At 60.7% G+C, this 15542-nt stretch carries 17 protein-coding genes; 7 read left to right on the top strand and 10 right to left on the bottom strand.

From position 1 onward, the window contains the following. Positions 1-2: 2 nt before the first annotated feature. The 10 genes from tolR to ACR3XE_RS11745 form a co-directional block, all read right to left on the bottom strand. Entirely contained in the window at positions 3-464 is a 462-nt protein-coding gene (gene tolR / locus ACR3XE_RS11790) for a protein TolR (RefSeq protein ID WP_473699999.1), read from the bottom strand. Further along, complete coding sequence (gene tolQ / locus ACR3XE_RS11785) at positions 464-1162, bottom strand: protein TolQ (protein ID WP_473700000.1); 699 nt, start codon at positions 1160-1162, stop codon at positions 464-466. The genes tolR and tolQ overlap by 1 nt, the downstream gene beginning before the upstream one ends. Continuing rightward, on the bottom strand, positions 1156-1620 hold the full coding sequence (locus ACR3XE_RS11780; RefSeq protein WP_473700001.1) for a YbgC/FadM family acyl-CoA thioesterase: 465 nt from the start codon (positions 1618-1620) through the stop codon (positions 1156-1158). The genes tolQ and ACR3XE_RS11780 overlap by 7 nt, the downstream gene beginning before the upstream one ends. A gap of 229 nt (positions 1621-1849) precedes the next feature. Further along, positions 1850-2875 carry a Holliday junction branch migration DNA helicase RuvB gene (gene ruvB / locus ACR3XE_RS11775; protein ID WP_473700002.1) on the bottom strand — a complete coding sequence of 342 codons (1026 nt, stop codon included), beginning with the start codon at positions 2873-2875 and terminating at the stop codon, positions 1850-1852. Then, positions 2872-3471: a Holliday junction branch migration protein RuvA gene (ruvA, locus tag ACR3XE_RS11770; RefSeq protein WP_473700003.1), complete on the bottom strand. Its 600-nt coding sequence runs from the start codon at positions 3469-3471 to the stop codon at positions 2872-2874. The genes ruvB and ruvA overlap by 4 nt, the downstream gene beginning before the upstream one ends. 91 nt (positions 3472-3562) lie before the next feature. Next, positions 3563-4033, bottom strand: a complete 471-nt coding sequence (gene ruvC, locus ACR3XE_RS11765) for a crossover junction endodeoxyribonuclease RuvC (protein WP_473700004.1) — start codon at positions 4031-4033, stop codon at positions 3563-3565. A 113-nt stretch (positions 4034-4146) separates the two neighbouring features. Then, entirely contained in the window at positions 4147-4893 is a 747-nt protein-coding gene (locus tag ACR3XE_RS11760; protein ID WP_473700005.1) for a YebC/PmpR family DNA-binding transcriptional regulator, read from the bottom strand. A gap of 56 nt (positions 4894-4949) precedes the next feature. Continuing rightward, positions 4950-5267 carry a YbjQ family protein gene (locus ACR3XE_RS11755; protein ID WP_473700006.1) on the bottom strand — a complete coding sequence of 106 codons (318 nt, stop codon included), beginning with the start codon at positions 5265-5267 and terminating at the stop codon, positions 4950-4952. Positions 5268-5278: 11 nt separating this feature from the next. Beyond that, on the bottom strand, positions 5279-5521 hold the full coding sequence (locus ACR3XE_RS11750) for a DUF2312 domain-containing protein (protein ID WP_473700007.1): 243 nt from the start codon (positions 5519-5521) through the stop codon (positions 5279-5281). A 64-nt stretch (positions 5522-5585) separates the two neighbouring features. Beyond that, positions 5586-5906: a DUF1244 domain-containing protein gene (locus tag ACR3XE_RS11745; RefSeq protein WP_473700008.1), complete on the bottom strand. Its 321-nt coding sequence runs from the start codon at positions 5904-5906 to the stop codon at positions 5586-5588. Positions 5907-6011: 105 nt separating this feature from the next. Here ACR3XE_RS11745 and pyk point away from each other — a divergent pair, with 105 nt between their 5' ends. From pyk to ACR3XE_RS11710, 7 genes are all read left to right on the top strand, one after another. Continuing rightward, positions 6012-7469 carry a pyruvate kinase gene (gene pyk, locus ACR3XE_RS11740; RefSeq protein ID WP_473700009.1) on the top strand — a complete coding sequence of 486 codons (1458 nt, stop codon included), beginning with the start codon at positions 6012-6014 and terminating at the stop codon, positions 7467-7469. A 215-nt stretch (positions 7470-7684) separates the two neighbouring features. Beyond that, positions 7685-8458, top strand: coding sequence for an arginyltransferase (locus ACR3XE_RS11735; protein ID WP_473700010.1), 774 nt, complete (start codon positions 7685-7687; stop codon positions 8456-8458). 197 nt (positions 8459-8655) lie between these two features. Beyond that, entirely contained in the window at positions 8656-11103 is a 2448-nt protein-coding gene (locus tag ACR3XE_RS11730) for a cyclic nucleotide-binding domain-containing protein (protein ID WP_473700011.1), read from the top strand. Next, positions 11103-11993, top strand: a complete 891-nt coding sequence (locus ACR3XE_RS11725) for a hypothetical protein (protein ID WP_473700012.1) — start codon at positions 11103-11105, stop codon at positions 11991-11993. The genes ACR3XE_RS11730 and ACR3XE_RS11725 overlap by 1 nt, the downstream gene beginning before the upstream one ends. A 16-nt stretch (positions 11994-12009) precedes the next feature. Next, on the top strand, positions 12010-13884 hold the full coding sequence (locus ACR3XE_RS11720; RefSeq protein ID WP_486185759.1) for a cytochrome c3 family protein: 1875 nt from the start codon (positions 12010-12012) through the stop codon (positions 13882-13884). A gap of 40 nt (positions 13885-13924) precedes the next feature. Next, complete coding sequence (locus tag ACR3XE_RS11715; RefSeq protein WP_473700014.1) at positions 13925-14773, top strand: phosphodiesterase; 849 nt, start codon at positions 13925-13927, stop codon at positions 14771-14773. A gap of 198 nt (positions 14774-14971) precedes the next feature. Next, a complete protein-coding gene (locus ACR3XE_RS11710) occupies positions 14972-15517 on the top strand; it encodes a mannan-binding protein (protein WP_473700015.1) in 546 nt (181 codons plus the stop codon). Positions 15518-15542 lie beyond the last annotated feature (25 nt).

Raw genomic sequence — 15542 nt, 5'->3', positions numbered from 1 at the left:
CCCTATTGGTCGCTGTCTGAACCGGTTGTGACCAGCGCAATGCGGCTAAGCCCCGCGCGATTGAGCTCACCCATCACCCGCATCACCCGGCCATAATCAAGGCCCTTGTCGGCGCGCAGCATGATCTGGCGCGGCTTTTCCTTGCCCGCGTCGGCTTGCGCAATCGCCTGCAACCGGTCGGGCAGTGCGGATTCACTAATCTCTTCATCGCCGAGATAGAGCTTGCCGTCGCCGATGATCGACAGTTGCACAGGTTCTTCTTCTTGCTGCTCGACCGGCTTGGCGCGGCTGTCGGGCAGGTCGACCGGCACGCCTGCGACGAGCAAAGGCGCGGTGATCATGAAGATGATAAGCAGCACCAGCATCACATCGACCAGCGGGGTGACGTTGATTTCGGCCATCGGCGCGCGGCGGCGGGTTCGCGCGCGCCCGCGGCTGGGGCCTTGGGGGACACCCATCGCCATCAGCCTTCGACCTCAAGCTCGCGGCTGAAGGTGGCGTGCAGGCCGTCTGCAAAGCGGCCGAGCCGCGATTCCAGACGATTGAGCCGTTGCGAAAAGCTGTTGTAGGCGATGACCGCCGGTATGGCCGCAAACAACCCGATGGCGGTCGCGAACAACGCTTCGGCAATGCCCGGCGCAACGACGGCGAGGCTGCTGTTATTTTCCGCCGCAATCGCGGTAAAGCTGCGCATGATGCCCCATACGGTGCCGAACAAGCCGACGAAGGGCGCTACGGATCCAATGGTGGCCAGCACACCGATGCGATCGGCCAGCCGGTCGGTCTCGGCGGCCAGCGCAGCGTTCATCGCCACGCCCAGCCGTTCGCGCGTCCCTTCGCGGTCGACGTTTTTGCCCTTGGTCGAGCGTCGCCACTCGGTAATTCCGGCGGTCAGAACACGGGCGCTGGGCAGTTCATCGCGCCCGTTCTCGTCAAAGAATTTGTCGATATTACCCGCGCGCCAGAAGTCGCGTTCAAATTTTTCCGACGCCCGCATCATCTTGCTGACACTGTGGCCATGGCCGATGATGACCGTCCAGACATAGATGGATGCAACGAGCAGACCGATCATCACGGCCTTCACAACAATATCGGCCTGAAGGAACAGCGCCACAGGGGACAGGGTCGCGGCGTCGGCGGCCAAGGATATCTGGTCTAACAAGGCGTGGGTTCTCCGTTCATGATGCGGGTAAATCGGTCGGCCCAACCGGCGGGTTGGCGGCGTGGGCGGCCAGTAGGGGACAGAAAGGCGGCGGTGACAAGGGCTTCGGTCAACGTCTCATCGCCGCGAAGGATGCGTTGGGCGATAATCACGCTGGCGCCGCGCACCGCCTCGACCGTGCTGACCACCAGCATGTCGTCGTCGAGTTTGGCGGGGCGGCGGTATTTGATGGCGAGATCAGTGACCGCCCAAGCGCCTTCGCCAGCCTCCATCGCGGTGCGCTGGTTGATACCGGCTAGCCGCAGCATGTCGGAGCGGGCGCGTTCCATATAGCGCAGATAATTGGCGTGATAGACGATGCCCGACAGGTCGGTGTCCTCGAAATAGACGCGGGCGCGATAATGATGCGCCGCACCGACGAACGCGCCGGGAATGAAGGGAGGTGGAACTTCGGTCATTTCCGCGTGGAATAGCCGCCATGCGACTCGGCGGAAAGAGGAGATATGCACTTTGTCGCAGCTTCGCACCCGTTCGCGGATGCCCGGCTTTGAAAAGAGGGCGGACGAAGGCGGAAAACTGTCCTGTCCTGCAGATAGAGGAAGCCGCCATGCGCACTCGCGGTGGAGGCAATGTTCGCGGCAGGGCGCGGCGGTGGGTGATGAGCCACTGCCTTCACAGGGGGGCGCGTTATTTGCCTTCGTTGAACAGGCTGTCCTGCGATCCGGCGGGGGGATTGAGGCCGAGATGTTTCCAGCCCGAGGCGTTGAGGCAGCGCCCGCGCGCGGTGCGGGCGATGAGGCCGACTTGCAGCAGATAGGGTTCGATGACATCCTCTATGGTGTCGCGCGGCTCTGACAATCCTGCCGCGAGGGTTTCGACGCCGACCGGTCCGCCGCGATAAATGTCTGCAATCATTGTGAGATAGCGCCGGTCCATCGCGTCGAGGCCAAGGGCGTCCACTTCGAGCCGGTTGAGCGCCGCGTCGGCGGCGGCGCGGTCGACGATGTCCTGGCCCGCGACATGCGCAAAGTCGCGGACGCGGCGGAGCAGCCGACCCGCGATGCGCGGGGTACCGCGCGCACGGCGGGCGATTTCGAGCGCACCATCGGGAGCAACGGCCAGGCCGAGCAGCTTGGCGGCGCGGGTGATGACCTGTTCCAGTTCGGCATGGCTATAGAAATTGAGCCGCACCGGAATCCCGAACCGGTCGCGCAGCGGGGTGGTGAGAAGCCCCTGCCGCGTCGTCGCGCCGACAAGGGTGAATTTGGGCAGATCGATGCGGACGCTACGCGCCGATGGCCCTTCGCCGATCATGATGTCGAGCGCGCGGTCCTCCATCGCGGGATAGAGGATTTCTTCGACCGCGGGGCTGAGCCGGTGAATCTCGTCGATGAACAGGACATCGCCGTCCTCCAGATTGGTGAGCAGCGCGGCGAGGTCGCCCGCCTTGGCGATCACCGGGCCGCTGGTCGAGCGAAACCCGACGCCAAGTTCGCGCGCGACGATCTGCGCGAGGGTGGTTTTGCCGAGCCCCGGCGGGCCGAAGAACAGCACATGGTCGAGGGCATCGGCGCGCGATTTCGCCGCCTCGATAAAGATACGCAAATTCTCGCGCGCCGCCGCCTGCCCGACAAATTCAGCGAGCGTTTTCGGGCGCAGCGCGGCGTCGGCGTCTTCCGGCGTGCGGATGGGGGTGGTGAGGGATTCGGTCACTTCGCCGCCTTCTTCAGGGCCACGCGGACCAGCGCGTCGAGGGTTGCTCCTTCGCCCAGTTCGGCGTGGGCCGCCGCAACCGCCGCGCTGGCTTCGCCCGGTTTGAAGCCGAGACCGGTGAGGGCGGTTATGGCGTCGGTGAGTGGGCCGCCTGCGGGGACGGGAACGCCGCCGCTACCTGCGATGCCGCCAAGCGCGCCAGCCTTGTCCTGAAGCTCGTTGCAGATGCGCAGCGCCAATTTGGGGCCGACGCCGTTGGCGCGGGCGACCATTGCGCTGTCGCCGCTGGCCAGCGCGCGTTGGAGGTCGGCGATTTCGAGCGCGGAGAGGATGGCGAGGGCGACTTTAGCGCCGACGCCCTGAACGCTGGTCAAAAGACGGAACCAGTCGCGTTCCTCGGCCTTGGCAAAGCCGAGCAGGCGGAGGAAATCTTCGCCGACGAGCATTTCGGTGTGGATGGTGACGTCGCTGCCAATCGCGCCCAGCGCGTCGAGCGTGCGCGCCGAAGCCTCGACCAGATAGCCGACCCCGCCGACGTCGATGATGGCGGATCCTGCGCTGCTGCTGTCCAGCCGTCCGGTGAGTTTGGCGATCATGTTTTACGGGTTAGCGCGGGCGACCGGCGACCGCAAGAAAAGAGAACAGGAGGCGAACTTCGTTTGTCCCACTCCAGCGGGTAAGGGTGAATTAGCGCGGGCGGTGGTTGGCGTGGGTAATGGCGACGGCAAGGGCGTCGGCGGCGTCGGGGCCGGTGACTTTGGCGCCGGGGAGGAGGATGCGAAGCATCGCCTGAATTTGCTCTTTGGCTGCGGCGCCGGTGCCGACGATGGATTTTTTGACGAGGCGCGGGGCATATTCAGCGACGTCGAGACCGGCGCGGGCACAGCCGAGCAGCGCGACGCCGCGAGCGTGCGCGAGTTTGAGCGTCGATTGGGGGTTGTCGTTGACGAACACTTCCTCGACCGCCGCTGTTTCGGGGGCGTGATCAGCAATGACGGCGGCGAGTGCACTGTCGAGATGCGAGAGGCGCATGGCGAGGGGTGATTTGGGATCGGTTTTGATCTGACCATTGGCGATATGGGTCAGCCGGCTGCCCTCGCTGCGGATCAGGCCCCAACCGGTGGTGCCAAGGCCGGGGTCGAGGCCGAGGATGATCATATTTTAAGCCCCTCCCCTTCAGGAGAGGGGGTTGGGGTGGGGGGTGCCGAGATTGAGCAAGACCGCTGGCCCCCATCCCCGGCCCCTCCCGCCTGCGGGAGGGGAGATTGTGGTCACCCCATTTTTTCCAATATCTCGTCGGGGATGTCGTAATTGCCCCAAACGGTCTGGACATCGTCGTCGTCGTCGAGCGTGTCGATGAGTTTGAACAGGGTTTCGGCGGTGCTTTGGTCGGTGACTTCGCTTTTCAGCGTCGGGCGCCAGGCGAGTTTGACGCCTTCGGCTTCGCCAAGTTTGGCCTCGATGGCCTTGGCCACTTCGTGCAGGTTTTCGACGCTGGTCCAGATTTCATGGCCGTCTTCGGACGATTCAACATCCTCTGCGCCGGCCTCGAACGCGGCCTCGAACACCGTGTCGGCATCGCCGACTGCGGCGGGGTAAGTGATCTGGCCGAGGCGGTCGAAACCATGCGCGACGCTGCCGCTGGTGCCAAGGTTTCCGCCGTTCTTGCTGAACGCCGTGCGAACGTTGGTGGCGGTGCGGTTGCGGTTGTCGGTCAGCGCTTCGACGATCAGCGACACGCCGCCGGGACCATAGCCTTCGTAACGCATCTCTTCATAATTGTCGCTGTCGCCGCCGGTTGCCTTGTCGATCGAGCGCTGGATATTATCCTTGGGCACCGATTGCGCCTTGGCCGCGTTGATCGCGGCGCGCAGGCGCGCATTGGCGTCGGGATCGGGCAGACCCATTTTGGCCGCGACCGTGATTTCGCGGCTGAGCTTGGAAAAGAGCGAACTGCGCTTTCTATCCTGAGCACCCTTGCGGTACATGATGTTTTTGAACTTGCTATGGCCGGCCATGGCAGGCTCCTTCGTTATGCTTGAAAACTGGCGTCGCCCTAGCGTGGGCGGCGAGGCTAGACAACCACTGCCGTGCCGCTGGCCGAGACCATCAGCATCGACCCGTTCTGGCCGATGACTTCATAGTCGAGGTCAACACCGATGACGGCATTGCCGCCGAGGCGGACGGCTTCGCCCTCCATTTCGCTCAAGGCTTCCTTGCGGGCGCGGGCGAGGACATTTTCATATTTGCCCGAGCGGCCACCGACAATGTCGGTGATACTGGCGAACAGATCGCGAAACAGGTTTGCGCCGACGATGACTTCGCCGGTGACGATGCCCAGATATTCGCGGACCGGATGGCCTTCGAGGGTGTTGGTGGTCGTGCTGAACATAAGCTCTCTCCTCAGTCGATTCCGAGCGCCGACTTGTAAACGTCCAGAATCGCTTCCATTTCCTTGCGATCATTGATCGGCAATTTGCGCAGGCGGACGATCTGGCGCATGATTTTGGGGTCATAGCCCTGCGATTTGGCTTCGTTATAGGTGTCGCGGATATCGTCGGCGACGCCTTTTTTCTCTTCTTCCATCCGCTCGATACGCTCGATGAACAGGCGCAATTGCTGGTCGGATACGGTGGCTTCGCTCATTATAGGCTCCATGGAATGGGAATGGGGTGGCGCAAGAATTGCGCCTGCCGCGTCCCTAACGAGGTCAGGGATTTTTCGCCATGCTTTCTTCCATCCGCGCGATTTGTTCGGGCGAGGCGGGGGTTTTGTGCAGCGCTTTCCACTCGGCGGTGGGCATACCGTGGACGATGGCGCGCGCCGCTTCCTTGTCGAGGTCGCCCGCTTCCGCGACCCAATCGCCGAGGCAATTGCGGCAGCATCCGGCGAGGCCCATCAGGTCGATATTGGCGGCGTCGCTGCGGTGCCGGAGCAGGCGGACGAGACGGCGAAAGGCCGCCGCGGCGACGGCATCGTCGAGACTGTCGAGCGCATCGGGGGCGGTGGGGCTGGTTTCACTGCACGACATGAAAATATCCTTGTCCATGGAAAGGCGGGATGAATAGCTATACGCGGCTTGCCTTGTCGCAATCAACGCGACTAGGCAAACGCAACCCTTATCATCGGAGCGACTGTGACCCAAAGCTTTACCCCCCGCCAGCGCAAGGTTCGGATTTTGGCGACGCTTGGCCCCGCCAGTGGTAATGCCGAAATGATCGCCAAGCTGCACCGGGCAGGGGCCGATGCTTTTCGCGTCAATATGAGCCATGGCGACCATGCCGGTCATGCCAAGGTCATCGCCGCGATCCGTGCGCTGGAAAAGAAAACGGGGCGGCCGACGACGATTTTGGTGGATTTACAGGGGCCAAAGCTGCGCGTCGGGACCTTTGCCAAGGGGGCGGTGGAACTGGTCAAGGGTAAGGCGTTTGCGCTTGATGCGGACAAAAACCCTGGTGATGCGACGCGGGTATGTCTGCCGCATCCCGAATTATTTGCCGCGCTGGAGGCGGGCACCCGGCTGCTGATCGACGATGGCAAGCTGGTGCTGCGGGTCAAGAGCGTCGCGCCCGACCGGATCGACACGGTGGTCGAGGTTGGCGGCACAATTTCGGACCGCAAAGGCGTCAATGTTCCCGATGTTGTCGTGCCGCTGGCCGCGCTGACCGAAAAGGACCGTCGCGACCTGTCCTTTGCGCTTGAGCAGCATGTTGACTGGATTGCGCTGTCGTTCGTCCAGCGGCCCGAAGATGTCGCCGAGGCGCGGCGGTTGATCGGGGGCAAGGCGGCACTGTTGGTGAAATTTGAAAAGCCGTCGGGGGTTCAGCGGATCGACGAGATATTGGAAATTGCCGATGCGGCGATGGTCGCACGCGGCGACTTGGGCGTGGAATTGCCGCCCGAGGCCGTGCCGCCGCTGCAAAAGCGGATCGTCGCTACGGCGCGGCGGATGGGCAAGCCGGTGGTGGTGGCGACGCAGATGCTGGAATCGATGATCACATCACCCTCGCCGACGCGGGCCGAAGTGTCGGACGTGGCAACCGCTGTTTATGACGGCGCCGACGTCATCATGCTGTCGGCCGAGACCGCAGCGGGCGCGTGGCCTGAAGAGGCGGTGACGATGATGGATAGTATCGCGCGATCGGTCGAGAGCGATCCTGATTATTTTCGCCGTCTGCACTTTACCGAAACCAAGCCCGATGCGACCACCGCCGACGCGCTGGCCGAAGCGGCAGGGAGTATCATCTCGACCATCGCCGCCGATGCGATCATCTGTTTCACTTCTTCGGGATCGACGGCGCGGCGGGTCGCGCGCGAGCGGCCCGGTGCGCCGTTGCTGGTGCTGACGCCAAAGCGCGAGACGGCGCGGCGGCTGGGGCTGTTGTGGGGCGCCCATGCGGTGCAGACCAAGGACATCGGCAGCTTTGAGGAAATGATCGCCAAGGGCAAACGTATGGCGCTGCGCCATGGTGTCGCCAAGGCAGGTGCCAAGCTGGTGATGATGGCGGGCGTGCCGTTCGGAACGCCCGGTTCGACTAATGTGCTGCACGTCGCAACGCTGACCGGCAATGAATTGCGCGGCTATAATGATTAGAGGCGGCGGCATTGTCCTGCCTTGCGACAAAGCATGAGTCGGTATGAACGGGCGTGGTTAAAGCCGGAATTGATTCATAGCGGGACGGCAAAATCTGGTAAATTGACTTTGCACCTTAGACAGTGCGAGGCATAGTCACTGCCTTAGTGATTGCCGATTTAGAGTCGCCGCCGCGCTGCAGTGTCGACGATTGATGCCAGGAGGGTCCTTACCGCGTGTCCGCCCCGTTTCGTTTCCCCCGATTTTTCGTCACCAGCCCGTCGCCCTGCCCCTATATAGAGGGAAAGACAGAGCGTAAGGTGTTTACCGAACTCAATGGTGCCAATGCGGGTGAGTTGAACGATGCCTTGGGCCGCATCGGATTCCGGCGCAGCCAGTCCGTCGCCTATCGCCCCAGTTGCAGCGATTGTGCTGCCTGTGTTTCAGTCCGCGTCTGCGCCGCCGACTTTTCCGCCAGCAACTCACAAAAGCGTAACCTGCGCCGCAATGGCGATCTGGTCGCCACCGCGTGCAAGGCCTGGGCTACGGATGAACAATATGCGCTGCTGCGATCCTATCTGAGCTCACGTCATCCCGAAGGCGGGATGGCCGATATGGACGAGCAGGATTTCACCGACATGGTTGAGCAGACCCCTGTCGATAGCTGTTTGGTCGAATATCGCGAACCGACCAGTGATGGCAGCCAGGGGCGTCTGGTCGCTTGTTGTCTGACCGATCGTCAAGGCGACGGCTTGTCGATGATTTACAGCTTTTTCGAGGCCAATCATCCGCTGCGTGAAGGGCTGGGAACCTATGTTATCCTGGACCATATCAAACACGCCGCGCGCGCAAAATTGCCCTATGTCTATCTGGGCTACTGGATCGATGGCTCGACTCGTATGGCCTATAAGGCGCGTTTCCAGCCGCTCGAAAGATTGGGTCCCGATGGCTGGTCGCCATTTGATTCTGTGCGCGCCTCCGCATCCGACGCGCAGTTGGAGTGGGCCTGACCGCACCAAAATTTCAGTGCAGGCGGTTGACCTTCGACCAGTATCAAGGGCATAGCTTTGTCATCAGGGCAAAAGCCCGGGTCGCATCCATTGAAATTCGCCGGGGGCTGGCGATCAGGGGGAAGGATGCCCGTTCGCGTGATGATTTCACTGATATTATCAAAGGGTGTTGACGCACCATATCGACGGGTGTGCGCATGAGCGAGCCGGTCAAGGTCGCTATTATCGGTTCGGGTCCTGCCGGCCTCAGCGCGGCATCGCGCGCGGCACAGCTGGGCATGAGCCATGTGTTGCTGGAAAAAACCGACCATCTGTCGGACACGATCTTCAAATATCAAAAGGGCAAGCATGTCATGGCGACGCCCAATCGACTCGACCTGCGGTCCGACTGTCGATTTGACGAAGGATCGCGCGAAGCCATTTTGGCGAACTGGGACGAAGATGCCCAGTCAAATACGGTCAACGTCGCCTATCATAGCGAAGTCGTTGAAGTGTCGGGCGCGCAAGGCAATTTCACCCTGAAAACGGCGAAGGGCGAAACGATCACGGCCGAGAATATTGTCATGGCCATCGGGACGCAGGGCAATCCGAACCGGATGCGTTGTGACGGGGCCGACCTGCCGCACATCATCTATCAGGTCGATGACCCTGCCGATTTTCAGGACAAGCATATCACGGTGGTCGGGTCGGGCGACGCCGGGATTGAAAATGCCTTGGGCGTTGCAGAAGAGGCGCTGGAAAACACCGTCACGATTTTGAACCGGTCGAAGGATTTTGCCCGGGCCAAGGCCAAGAATGTGTCCGACCTGATGGAGGCCGGGGCCAACGGCTCGATGAACGTGCGGACAGAGACGACGCCCGCGAAAGTCGAACCCGGCTGGTTGACGCTTGAAACCCCGACCGGCGAAGTGCGGATAGAGGCCGATGTGATTGTCGCGCGGCTGGGGTCGGTGGCCCCGCGCGGTTTTGTTGAGAGCATGGGGATTGAATTCACCGGTCCCGACCGTGAGGCCTTTCCCAAATTGTCGCCGACCTTTGAATCGACCGTGCCCGGCATTTTCGTGATTGGCGCGCTGGCGGGCTATCCCTTGATCAAGCATTGCATGAATCAGGGTTATGACGTTGTCGAGTTCATCAACGGCAATACCAGTCTGACCCCGGCCGACGAAAAGGATCTGGCGGCGATTTTCGCCAATCTGCCGCAGCAAAAATCGGTGTCCGAGTGGCTGGAGTTCCTGCGGACGAGAGTGCGCATCTTTGCCGATGTGTCGCCGTTGCAGATGCGCGAGTTCATTCTCGATTCCAAGGTCGCCTTTTATCAAAAGGGCGAGGTCGTGTTCGAACGCGATGATCCGGGGTCGTCGTTGTTCGCGATTGCCCAGGGCCATGTGCTGGTCGAAATTAACCCCAATGACCCCTCGGTCACCGTGCCGATTGAGGAAGGGTCGATCTTTGGCGAGGTGGGCCTGATTTCGGGGCGCAAACGCGGCGCGACCATCCGCGCGGGTGAAGACGGCATCTTTGTCGAAGTGTCGCGCACCGCTGCGATAAAGCTGATGGGAGCAGTGCCGGGAGCCAAGCGCGCAATCACCCGCATCTCGCTCGAACGACAATTGTTGCAGATTTTCCGTGGCGGGCTGGTCGCCGAAGATTTGGACCCTGTGCTCGAAGACGCCGAAGTGATGAAGCTGCGCGCGGGTCAGGTCGTGCTCGCCGAAGGCGATGAGGGCGATGATATTTTCATTGTGCGCACCGGATCGATGGTGGTCGAAAAGGATATTGGCGGCAAACCCATCTTCCTGTCCTATCTGCCCGCCGGTTCCTATTTTGGCGAGATGGCGGTGCTGGGTGGCGGTCGCCGTACCGCGAGCGTCAAGGCAGCGGTGAGCAGCGAAGTCATCAAGCTGAAGGGTGAAGCGTTCCGCAAATTGCTGGCCACCAAACCGAAAGTGCGTGAAGCGACCGAAAAAGCGATGACCGACCGCAAGGTGGTCAATGATTATATCGAGGGACGCAAATCGGGTTATGCGAGCGCGGTGGACCTTTATTCGGACACCGCATCCTTTCTGATCGATCGCGGACTGGGTGAGGCGACCGATGCTTTGCTGATCGACGAAAATCTGTGCGTCGGTTGCGACAATTGCGAAAAAGCCTGCGCCGACAGCCACGAAGGCTTGTCGCGGCTCGACCGTGAGGCGGGTAAGACCTTTGCCCATCTGCATGTGCCGACCAGTTGCCGTCATTGCGAGCATCCGCACTGCATGGCCGACTGTCCGCCCAATGTGATTCACCGTGGCCCCGACGGCGAAGTGTTTATGGAGGAAGGCTGCATCGGCTGTGGCAATTGTATGCGCAATTGTCCCTATGGCGTGATCCGCATGGAAGCGACGCCGCCGCAAAAGCCCAGCCTGCTCCGTTGGCTGCTGACCGGTTTTGGCCCCGGCCCCGGCGAGCCGTCGCCCAAATGGACCAAGTCGCAATTGCCTGAAGGCACCAAGCCCAAGAAAATCGCGGTCAAATGCGATATGTGCAAGGGAATTGCGGGCGGTCCTGCCTGTGTTCGCGCCTGTCCGACCGGAGCTGCTATCCGGGTTTCGCCCGAAGAATTTCTGTCGCTTGCGCGGCTGCAAGGGGATGAGGGCTGATGGCAGGAGGAGGGCTGTTTCGACGCAATCGCCGCGTGCGGGCGGCGCAGACCGAGCGGGTGCGCGAAAGCCGCCACGAAGGGTTCCTGCGCCATGCCAATTTCCGCTGGGCCAAAATTTCGGGCGGACTGTGCCTGCTGGTCATCCTGTCCTATGCACTGATTGATGTGACCCCGCGCCCCAATGGCGGGACGTGGTTCGGCTATACGCTGGGGACGATGGGGGCCGGGCTGATCCTGTGGCTGACCGCGCTTGGCTATCGCAAGCGCAAGATGACGAGCAACGCCTGGTCGCTGAAGGCATGGACATCGGCGCATGTCTATCTGGGGCTCAGCCTGATTGTCATCGGCACCTGGCACACCGGATTCCAGCTGGGGTGGAATGTCCACACGCTGGCGTGGGTGTTGATGATGCTGGTCATCCTGTCGGGGATGTTCGGCGTGGTCGCCTATGCGATGCTACCCGCAGCCTTGTCGAACAATCGCGACGAAATGACGCAAATGCAGATGCTGGAGGCGATCCGTTCCTTTGACCGGCAATTGCATGGAGCGGCTCAACCCTTGACCCCCGCCGATACCGAACCGGTACTCGCGGCGCTGGACCAAGACCCGTTCGGCGGCGGTATTCGCGCCCGACTGAGTGGACGATACCCCCATTGCGCGACGACAGCGGCGCACCGCGCGCTCGCCGGATCGCATGAAAGCGATGCCGAAGCGCGCGACAAAGTGATTGGACTGTTGGGGCAGAAAGAGGCGGCGCTGGCGCGGCTGCGTGCCCATTTGCGTATCCGTGCGCTGCTTGAAATATGGCTTTACGTGCATGTGCCGCTGACCTTTGCGCTGATCGCGGCGCTGTCGGCGCATATCATCAGCGTGTTTTTTTACTGGTGAGCGGGGAGGGTAAATCATGAGCTTTATCCTGCGCCGTATCTCGACGACCAAGTCGGGCAAGCAGATTATCCGCGACCAGCCTTTACCCGGGGAATCGCTGACGCTCGGCCGCGATGGCAGCAACGTCATTCATATCGCCGATCTGGCGGTCAATCCGCAGCATGCGACCATCACCAGCAGCGATGGCCGTCATGTGCGGGTGGCAGCGCAGGAAGGTCTGGGGTTCGACTTTAATGGCCGCACCGTTGACGTCGCCGATTTTGACAGCGCGTCGGGTGGTGAATTGCGCTTTGGCGGTCATCGACTGACGATCGCACGCGAGAGGGATGATATCATCCTGCTTGTCGAACGCGTCGATGAATTGTCGCAATCGAGCAAGGATGTTGATGAAGTCCGCGCTTTTTCGCTGCAAAGCGTGATGCCGGGCAAGCGCGTGGGCGCGTGGAGCTTTGCCATTGTCATGCTGATCGCCTTTCTGGTCGGACCGATCTGGGCATGGCACAGCTATCAAAAGGTCGATGTGCGCCCGCAGGGTTATCATGCCGATGAAAGCTGGATGTCGGGGCCGCTATCAAGCGCGCATGCCAACCTGAAAAATGACTGTCAGTCTTGCCATGTCGAACCCTTTGTCGCGGTAACTGACAAAGCGTGTGTCGGCTGCCACACTGGCGAGCATAAAGCGATGAGCGCAAGCCATGCCAATGCCTCGACAACGATGCTGATTGCCGCGCGTGCGCCGCCAGGACTGGGCAAGAAGGTATTGGCGAGTTTTGCCAGTGCCTTTAACCGGCCGCAGGGGCGGTGCGTCGAATGCCATACCGAGCATGAGGGCGCGGGACGTATGCCCGCGACACCACAGAAATTCTGTTCCGACTGTCACGACGGCATGTCGAGCCGTATCAAGACGAAGCTGGCCGACGCCAGCGACTTTGGCACCGGACATCCCGAATTCCGTCCGCTGGTCCGTATGGCACCGGGGGTCAAACCCGAGCGCGCTTCAACCAAAATGCCGCTTGATTATGACGGATTGAAATTCCCGCACGCGCTGCATCTCGACACTAATGGCGGCGTCGCCCGTATGGCGCAAAGCTTTCGGGGTAGATATAATTTTGGCAAGAAACTGGAATGCAGCAATTGCCACCAGCCCGAAGCCGACGGGGTGCGGATTGCTCCGGTCAAGATGGAACGTGATTGCGCGATGTGTCACAGCCTCGCCTTTGAAGAGGTCGGCGGCGTCACCCGCACGCTTCGCCATGGTGAGCCCGATCAGGTGGTTGCGGACTTGACCGCCTATTATCGATCAACATCACCGTCACGGCCTTTGCAGCTTGGCGGCATGTCGCGGCGTCGGCCCGGTCAATATGCCGAAGGGCAGGTGTATAATATCTATTTCCGCGAAGTTGCGGTGCGTCCCTCGCGGGCACAGGATGCGGTGCGTGCGGTCTTTTCCAAGGGCGGCGCCTGTTATGACTGCCACACCATCACGTCGCCAAAGTCGGGCAATAATTGGCAGGTGATGAAGGTGCATCAGACCGCGCGCTTCCTGCAAAAAGGCTGGTTTGACCATGACGCGCACAAGGAAACCGCCTGCGCCGATTGTCACACCATGGCACCGACGTCGAAAAAATCGGCAGATCTGCTGATCCCCGACCTGCGCCAGTGCCGCGATTGCCATGTCGGCGAACAGGGTGGTCATCTGGTCAAGCTGAAAGAACAAGCAACGCCATCGCCCTGTGCCATGTGCCATGAATATCATTCGGATGGCGGAAAACCGTGGACACCGCGCCGATCACGCAAGGATGTGACCCAAATCACAGAGCGCCCCAAGCGCAGCCTGTATCAATTGTCCTGGCGCCACGGGTCGGATTCGCTGGCGGGACTGGGCGGATGAGCGGGCGACCAGTCTGCATCGTCCGCAGCAGGGGAGCCATATGCTGATCGCGCAGATCACGGATATTCATATCGGGTTTGAACCGGATAATCCGGCCGAATATAACCGCAAGCGGCTCGATGATGTGCTTGATGTCCTTATCGACGGGCCGAACCGCCCCGATCTGCTGCTCGCCACCGGAGACATTGCCGATATGGGGGACGCGAGCAGCTATCGCCGCCTTGCCACCGCCTTTTCACGCTGCCCCTTTCCGGTATGGCCGAGCGTCGGCAACCATGACTTGCGTGTTCCCTTCAACGCGCAATTTCCCGGATTTCTGGATGCCAACGGTTTTGTCCAATATAGTATCGAACTGGATGCGCTGCGGCTGGTGACGGTCGATACGTTGGAAGAGGGCCGCCACGGCGGCGCCTTTTGCGAGACGCGCGCGGCGTGGCTTGATGCCGAGCTGGCCAAGGTGCCCGACAAGCCGACCTATATCATCATGCACCATCCGCCGGTCGAAAGCGGCATCGACTGGATGAACACCCACCCCGATGAACCCTGGGTCAGCATTTTTTCCGAGGTCGTGCGCCGCCACCCACAGGTGCGCGGACTGATCTGCGGCCACCTGCACCGGTCGGTGACCGTGTCGTGGGAAGGGCGGACGGTTGCAATTTGCTCGTCGACCGCGCCGCAAGTCTCGCTCGATCTTCGGCCCATCGACCCGGAAAATCCCGATGACCGCCCGATGATCATTGCCGAAGATCCGGCTTATGCGCTCCACCATTGGAACGGGCGCGAACTGGTGAGTTTTTATGACCATGCCGGTGGTCACACGATGCTGGCCAAATATGACGCGCGGTTGCAGCCATTGGTGCGCGAGTTGAAGGCCGAACGGCCAAATTAGGGATTTTATGATCTTTCGTTTGCAGAATTTATTTTAGACATTTTCATTTTTAATAAGGCACTTGTGCCATTTTTCTCTTCGCTTCCTCTGGTTTGCGTGGAGGCGGAGCAAATCAGAAAAGGGCTGTTGCCGATGAAGAAATTATACAGAATGCGTCTTTTGGGACAAAGTCGGTCCGGATTGACCTATGGGGCTGCCATGGCCTTGCTCACGGTTTCAGGTATCTCAGCAGCGACATTCAGTTCGTCGGCCTATGCGGAGCCACATCTCGATGGACTGACAGGTCAAAACGTCACCCGGGCCAATTTCGATCAAGGCTATTTTGCCGATAACGGCGGTGGTAAATGGATCGAATATGGAAGTGATGGCCGGCCCAGATTTACTTTTGAAGAAACGGGACGCGACGACTGGTCCGTCTACATGTTTGATCATTCTCGTAGTACAAGATTACAGATCGATATTTTCCGCAATATGATCTTGGTCGGTGATGGTCGGAACGGAGCGATGAACGATCTTTATCCTATATCGTCGGCTACTGCCCGTCGTCCAGTTCGTCGCAACTATCGCGATCATCGCCGCCAGACGCTCAATTATAATATTGAAGCCGGCCCGCTTTGGAATCAATCAGATGCCGAAAATAAGTGTCGAAAGATTGCGCAAGACGTTCGCGGACAGTGGACAGGAGAGTGGCGGACAACCATCCAGGGGAAAATGTCGGTCTGTGCAGTCCGATTTGGGCGTTAGCACCTGATGTCGGCTAGGCTGACAA

This window comes from Sphingopyxis sp. 10G20-10, assembly GCF_057365075.1.
Note: the sequence above shows the minus strand (reverse complement) of the source record. Positions and strands in the feature narration are given on the sequence as shown.

What these genes read in the sequence shown, in the direction of transcription:
- ACR3XE_RS11760 (WP_473700005.1), bottom strand. Translation starts at nt 4,893, where the DNA reads ATGGCCGGCCATAGCAAGTTCAAAAACATCATGTACCGCAAGGGTGCT.
- ACR3XE_RS11730 (WP_473700011.1), top strand. Translation starts at nt 8,656, where the DNA reads ATGAGCGAGCCGGTCAAGGTCGCTATTATCGGTTCGGGTCCTGCCGGC.
- ACR3XE_RS11720 (WP_486185759.1), top strand. Translation starts at nt 12,010, where the DNA reads ATGAGCTTTATCCTGCGCCGTATCTCGACGACCAAGTCGGGCAAGCAG.
- ACR3XE_RS11750 (WP_473700007.1), bottom strand. Translation starts at nt 5,521, where the DNA reads ATGAGCGAAGCCACCGTATCCGACCAGCAATTGCGCCTGTTCATCGAG.
- ACR3XE_RS11715 (WP_473700014.1), top strand. Translation starts at nt 13,925, where the DNA reads ATGCTGATCGCGCAGATCACGGATATTCATATCGGGTTTGAACCGGAT.
- ACR3XE_RS11755 (WP_473700006.1), bottom strand. Translation starts at nt 5,267, where the DNA reads ATGTTCAGCACGACCACCAACACCCTCGAAGGCCATCCGGTCCGCGAA.
- ACR3XE_RS11780 (WP_473700001.1), bottom strand. Translation starts at nt 1,620, where the DNA reads ATGACCGAAGTTCCACCTCCCTTCATTCCCGGCGCGTTCGTCGGTGCG.
- ruvC (WP_473700004.1), bottom strand. Translation starts at nt 4,033, where the DNA reads ATGATCATCCTCGGCCTCGACCCCGGCCTTGGCACCACCGGTTGGGGC.
- ACR3XE_RS11725 (WP_473700012.1), top strand. Translation starts at nt 11,103, where the DNA reads ATGGCAGGAGGAGGGCTGTTTCGACGCAATCGCCGCGTGCGGGCGGCG.
- ACR3XE_RS11710 (WP_473700015.1), top strand. Translation starts at nt 14,972, where the DNA reads ATGGCCTTGCTCACGGTTTCAGGTATCTCAGCAGCGACATTCAGTTCG.
- ACR3XE_RS11745 (WP_473700008.1), bottom strand. Translation starts at nt 5,906, where the DNA reads ATGTCGTGCAGTGAAACCAGCCCCACCGCCCCCGATGCGCTCGACAGT.
- tolR (WP_473699999.1), bottom strand. Translation starts at nt 464, where the DNA reads ATGGCGATGGGTGTCCCCCAAGGCCCCAGCCGCGGGCGCGCGCGAACC.
- ruvA (WP_473700003.1), bottom strand. Translation starts at nt 3,471, where the DNA reads ATGATCGCCAAACTCACCGGACGGCTGGACAGCAGCAGCGCAGGATCC.